Annotated in this window: 8 protein-coding genes; all 8 read right to left on the reverse strand. The window is 70.9% G+C overall.

Translation table 11 applies throughout. The features are described 5' to 3' along the window. A partial coding sequence (locus tag DQP57_RS27050) for a hypothetical protein (RefSeq protein ID WP_240631893.1) occupies window positions 1–1257 on the reverse strand: 1257 nt, incomplete at its 3' end. A 3-nt stretch (window positions 1258–1260) separates the two neighbouring features. Beyond that, complete coding sequence (locus tag DQP57_RS25995; RefSeq protein ID WP_112635736.1) at window positions 1261–1590, reverse strand: type VII secretion target; 330 nt, start codon at window positions 1588–1590, stop codon at window positions 1261–1263. 50 nt (window positions 1591–1640) lie between these two features. Then, the gene (gene glmM / locus DQP57_RS26000) at window positions 1641–2978 is read right to left on the reverse strand and encodes a phosphoglucosamine mutase (RefSeq protein ID WP_112635738.1); all 1338 of its coding nucleotides are present in this window, start codon (window positions 2976–2978) and stop codon (window positions 1641–1643) included. 150 nt (window positions 2979–3128) lie between these two features. Further along, window positions 3129–3575 (reverse strand): 30S ribosomal protein S9, encoded by a 447-nt coding sequence (gene rpsI / locus DQP57_RS26005; protein ID WP_165821907.1) that lies wholly within the window; start codon window positions 3573–3575, stop codon window positions 3129–3131. 83 nt (window positions 3576–3658) lie between these two features. Further along, on the reverse strand, window positions 3659–4102 hold the full coding sequence (rplM, locus tag DQP57_RS26010; protein ID WP_007773455.1) for a 50S ribosomal protein L13: 444 nt from the start codon (window positions 4100–4102) through the stop codon (window positions 3659–3661). A gap of 249 nt (window positions 4103–4351) precedes the next feature. Beyond that, the gene (locus tag DQP57_RS26015; RefSeq protein ID WP_430920244.1) at window positions 4352–4648 is read right to left on the reverse strand and encodes a WXG100 family type VII secretion target; all 297 of its coding nucleotides are present in this window, start codon (window positions 4646–4648) and stop codon (window positions 4352–4354) included. 15 nt (window positions 4649–4663) lie between these two features. Then, complete coding sequence (locus DQP57_RS26020) at window positions 4664–4978, reverse strand: WXG100 family type VII secretion target (protein WP_112635744.1); 315 nt, start codon at window positions 4976–4978, stop codon at window positions 4664–4666. 44 nt (window positions 4979–5022) lie between these two features. Next, the coding region (locus tag DQP57_RS26025; protein ID WP_112635746.1) for a type VII secretion-associated protein at window positions 5023–5482 on the reverse strand (460 nt) is incomplete at its 5' end.

Here is a 5482-nt window from a genome sequence, read left to right on the forward strand (position 1 = left end):
AGCCGGGGCTGGGGCCTCGACCGGCGGGATCGACCCGTCGGGTTGCGACTCGGGTGCGTCGACGGGCTGGGCCTGCTCGGCCTCCTCCGTGTCGTCGGCGGGCGCGTCGTCGGCGGCGGTCTTGACGTCGGTGTCCTCCAGACCTTCAGGGTGGAACGGGTTTTCGTCCACGCCGCCCTCGCCGGGGTCGGTAAAGGGGTCCGCGCCATCCAGCCCGTCGCCCGCCGATCCGATCAGCCCGCCCACCGCATCGACGAGCCGGCCGGCCAGCCCGAGCAGACCACCGCCACCGCCGACGCCACCACCTCCGAGACCACCATCTCCGAGACCACCGCCCAGATCGCCGCCACCGAGTCCGCCCAGGGCTCCCGCCGGCAGGCCCAGGCCATCGCCGAGTCCGGCGCCCCAGTCGGCGGGAAGCGGCGTTGCGGCGGCGATGGGCGGCGGCGCCGGAGTCACCGAATCCGGTGCGGCGGTGAGCGGTACGGGCGCGGCGGTGACCGGGGCGGCGGCCGTCAACGTCGGTGCGGGTTGCGCGGGCGGGGCGAGTGGCGCCGGCGCAGCACCGGTCCCGAGATCGCCGGGAAATTCGAACCGCGCCGTCGGGACGGCGGCCATCTTGTCGACAACCATGGCGTAGGACGTGTCGACGCCGTCCGAGGCGGCGCGCACCGCGGTCAACCAGTCACCGCGAATGTCGTTGTCCACGTAGGGCATTACCTGCTGGCGGACCACGTCGGCCGCGCCGTCCCGGTCACCTGCCGTGACGGCGGCAGCCGCGGCCAGCCACGCCGGCCGGTGGACGCGCACACGGTCGTCGACGGCGGTGACGGTCGCCACCTCCGAATCGACCAGGTACCACAGGTTGTCGCGCAGCGACTCGTACCGTTGGGCGGCCGCGCGCAGTTCGGTGGCGACCGCATCCGCGGCGTCGCAGTGCCGCTGCAACAGCTGCACCGCGGCGTCCCCGCCCGGACCCGTCCACGCCGCGGCCAGCTCGGCGACCTGCGCGCGCTGCATCCGCAGCGCTTCGACCGCCACCACGCCCGCCGCCCGCAGCTCCGCGCAGTCGCGGTCCAGCGCGCGCAGGTCCAGGCCGTCGGCGCCCGCATACCACTCGCGGACCCGGGCGGGATGCGTTGTCAGATCGGCGTTTTCGTAGCCCAGCGCGTGACACGCCTGCACGTAGGCCTGGGTGTGCTCGACGAAATCACGGCCCTCGGCAAGCCGGGCGGCCACATCCAACCGGTCAGCCATCAGCTAGGCGATCCGCGCCGCGGTATACAGTTCGGCGTCGGCGTAGCGCTCGGCGCTGGACCGCAGCGCGACGGCGATCTCCGCCGACGCCCGCCCCCACTGCGACACCTGCGCCACCAGCCGCGCCACCTCGACGCGCAGGGCGTCGCCGCGGGCGGTGTGCGCGCGCCCCGCCGCGGGCCCGCCGAACGCCAGCCTGCCCAGGTGATCGCTCACAGCGCGGTCGATGAAGTCGGCCGCCATGGCGAATTGATTGGCGACCCGCTGTGTGGCCGGCGCGTCGATCTGGGTGCGGTCGACGGCCACGGATCGTGTTCCCCCAACGGATTTCATGCCTTATCCGACGCCCGCCGGCGCGGCGGGGTTCCGCGGGGTTAGGAGATCTACAGCGCGTCGCTGACCGCTTCGGCCACCCGGGTGGCGATCCGCGCAGCGATGTCCTTTTCCGGCGCTTCCACCATGACCCGGATCATCGGTTCGGTTCCCGAGGGGCGCAACAGGATTCGCCCGGTGTCGCCGAGTTCGGCCTCGGCCTGCCCGACGGCGCTGCGCACCGCGGGCGCGCTGGCGGCGGTGTCCTTGTCGGTGACGGTGACGTTGATCAGCACCTGCGGCAGCGTCTGCATCGCCGAGGCCAGCTCGGCCAGCGACGAGCCGGTCTGCACCATGCGGTTCATCAGCCGCAGGCCGGTGACGATGCCGTCGCCGGTCGAGCCCAGCGCGGGCATCACGATGTGCCCGGACTGCTCGCCGCCCAGGCTGTAGTCGCCGGCCCGCAACTCCTCCACGACGTAGCGGTCGCCAACGCCGGTGGTGCGCACCGCGATTCCGGCCGAGCGCATGGCAAGGTGCAGGCCCAGGTTGCTCATCACGGTGGTGACCAGCGTCTTGGACGCCAGCTCGCCGGCCTCGTGCATCGCCAGCGCGAGCACCACCATGATGTGGTCGCCGTCGACCAGGTTGCCTCCCGCGTCGATGGCCAGGCAGCGGTCGGCGTCGCCGTCGTGCGCCAGACCGAGGTCGGCGCGGTGCGCGACGACGGCCGCGCGCAACGCATCCAGATGCGTCGACCCGCAGTTGTCGTTGATGTTGAGCCCGTTGGGGTCGGCGTTGATCGCGATCACCCGCGCTCCGGCCGCGCGGTAGGCGCGCGGGGCCACCGCGGACGCGGCGCCGTGGGCGCAATCGACCACCACGGTCAGCCCGTCGAGGCGCAGGGTGCTGGCTTTGCTCAGGTGACGCAGGTAGCGGTCGTCCGCGTCCTCGGCGTCGATGACCCGTCCGATCCCGGCGCCGACCGGACGTGGTCCGGGATCGAGGTCGAGCAACCCCTCGATCTGGTCCTCGGTGGCGTCGTCGAGCTTGTGACCGCCGGGGCCGAAGATCTTGATGCCGTTGTCGGGCATCGGGTTGTGCGAGGCGGAGATCATCACGCCGAAGTCGGCGTCGTAGGCGCCGGTCAGGTAGGCGACCGCGGGGGTGGGCAGCACCCCGACCCGCAGGGCGTCGACGCCCTGACTGGTCAGCCCGGCGATCACGGCGGCCTCCAGCATCTCGCCGCTGGCCCGCGGATCGCGGCCGATCACCGCGACGCGGCGGCCCGGTGCCGGGGCGCTCGCGAGGTGCCGCGCCGCCGCGGAACCCAGCGCCAGCGCCAGTTCGGCGGTCAACTCGCGATTGGCGACCCCACGGACACCGTCGGTGCCGAATAGTCGACCCATGCGAACAAACCTCTCACAGTTGTCGGGCTTGCACCTAACGTGCCCGTTCCTTTGTGAATGAAAACGGCCACGTCGGGGCGCAGACACGCCGCGACCGGCCACAACTTGTGCACCGCGATGCCAAGTTGTGGCCGGATAGCGATCGCTCGATCAGCGCTTGCTGTACTGAGGCGCCTTGCGGGCCTTCTTCAGGCCGTACTTCTTGCGCTCGGTGGCACGCGGGTCACGCGTGAGGAAGCCCGCCTTCTTCAGCGGGGGCCGGTCCTCGGGCTGGGCCAGGATCAGGGCCCGCGCGATGCCCAGGCGCAGCGCGCCGGCCTGGCCGGACGGGCCGCCGCCGTGCAGCAGCGCGTAGATGTCGAAGCTGTCCACCCGGTCGACGGTGACCAGCGGGGCCTTGATGAGCTGCTGGTGCACCTTGTTGGGGAAGTAGGCCTCGAGGGTCCGGCCGTTCAGGTTGAACTTGCCGGTGCCGGGCACCAGGCGCACCCGCACCACGGCCTCCTTGCGGCGGCCGACGGTCTGGATGGGCCGGTCGAAGACGAAGGACTCGGCGGGCGCGGCGCTCTCAGCGGCCTCGACGGGGGCTTCGGTCACCTCGGCGGCGGTTTCCTCGACGGTCTCTGCGACTTCTGGGGTGTCCGGGGTTTCCGGGTTTTCCAGGGCCTCGGTCGTTTCGGTCACTGGGCCACCTGCTTGATCTCGTACGGAACGGGCTGTTGTGCGGCGTGGGGGTGCGTCGGGCCGGCGTAGACGTGCAGCTTGCGCGCGATCTGGCGGGCCAGCTTGTTCTTGGGCAGCATGCCGACGATCGCGTCCTCCACGACACGGTCGGGGTGCTTGTCCATCAGCTCGCGGATGGTTCGGCTGCTCAGACCGCCGGGATACCCCGAGTGGCGGTAAGCCAGCTTCTTGTCCAGCTTCTGGCCGCTGAAGGCGACCTTGTCGGCGTTGATGACGATGACGAAGTCACCGCCGTCGACATTGGGGGTGAACGTCGGCTTGTGCTTGCCGCGCAGCAGGGTGGCTGCCGCGACGGCAAGGCGGCCAAGCACCACGTCCGTGGCGTCGATGACGTGCCACGACCTCGTGGTGTCACCCGCCTTTGGCGTGTACGTAGGCACAGCGCTTACCTTCTCTTCTTCTCGAGGTGGATCCCGGTATGACCCGGGGGCCGGTCAGGCGTTCGCGGTAAGGGCTTGGTCTCGGCGACCGACATTGACCCGAGGCCCCGGCGTACCGCACGCCAACGGAGCAGCTTACCGACCGCCATCCCCGCAGGTCAAAATGACTGTGTGGTCCCGACGGCTCTCCCCCGCCAGGACCACACAGTCTCACGGCGCGGCGAGGACCGCGCAGTGTCCCTTCGGCCGCTACCGCGCCCAGACGCCGGCGGCCCGGCGGTCGGCGTTGGCCACCTCTTCGGCACCGTCGCGCACCGCATTTCCCAGCTCGGCCAGTATCTCGTTGAGCGCGGTCGCCGACTGATGCCATGTCAGCTGTTCGGCCTGGTAGGCGGCGGCCGCTTCACTGGTCCAGAGCTGCCGCAGCGGTGCGATCTGCGAGCTCAGCTCGTCGAGCGCGGCGTTGAAGCGGGCCGAGGTGGCATGGATCTCCTGCCGCACGGAGTGCTCGATTTCGCCGAAGTTATAGGAAAGCACCGGTTCCACGGGGATCCTCTCTCGTCACAGGTCTGCGCCGGCGGCGGCGATGTGGTGTGCGTGGTTTTGGCCGGCCTCCTGCAGGGTGGCGGCGTTGTGCCGGATGGTGTCCGCGATCGCGCTCAGCGCGTGATAGAGCCTCAGCGACTCGGCGTTCCAGCGCTCCATCACGTCCTTGAAGCGCGCGGCCGCGAGCCCGCCCCAGGCCGATGGCGGCACGCCGTTCATGCGGCCGACGAATGCCTGCAGCATCGCCCTGATTTCCTCGTTGCGGGCGTCGGTGGTACCCGCCACCGACCGCATCAGGTCGAAGTCGGTGCTCAGTGCGTTAGCAGACATACCAATTTCGACCCGCGCGGCGGTCCTTCGGTTCCCTCGAGTTTTCAACCGATCGCGTGAGCCGATCGCACCGCCCGTTCGCAGGCATCGCGGACCGGGCCTTCGTCGCCGGCGCGGCTCTGGCAACCGATGCTGATCCGGACCGGGCCGTCCAGCAGCACGGTCCATCGCACGTGATGGCCGGCGCGCACCTCGCGGTACGTCACGGCCGGTCGGCCGGCGCTGGTCGTGGACGGATTGAAGTCGACGAAGACGCCGGGGGGCTCGGTGTCGATCGCGCGCTTCAACCGCTCGGCGGTGCCGCTTAGTGTGTCGCCCGCAACCGGGGACTGGGTGATGTGCAAGGCGACTTCGGGATCCGTCGGGGACGTGACCTGTACGCGTGCCGAGCCCGGTCCGCTGATCACCCGTTGCGTCGACCAGGTCGCCGGGACCGACACCGCGACCCGGCCTTCCACCAGAAAGGCCGTGGGCGCGGTCTCCACCGGTGTGGGGGCCACCACG

It is taken from the genome of Mycobacterium colombiense, from assembly GCF_003284935.1.
Taxonomy (GTDB): Bacteria; Actinomycetota; Actinomycetes; order Mycobacteriales; family Mycobacteriaceae; genus Mycobacterium; species Mycobacterium arosiense_A.

Coding starts and splice junctions, on each gene's coding strand:
- DQP57_RS25995 (WP_112635736.1), bottom strand. CDS start 1,590: ATGAAATCCGTTGGGGGAACACGATCCGTGGCCGTCGACCGCACCCAG.
- glmM (WP_112635738.1), bottom strand. CDS start 2,978: ATGGGTCGACTATTCGGCACCGACGGTGTCCGTGGGGTCGCCAATCGC.
- DQP57_RS26020 (WP_112635744.1), bottom strand. CDS start 4,978: ATGTCTGCTAACGCACTGAGCACCGACTTCGACCTGATGCGGTCGGTG.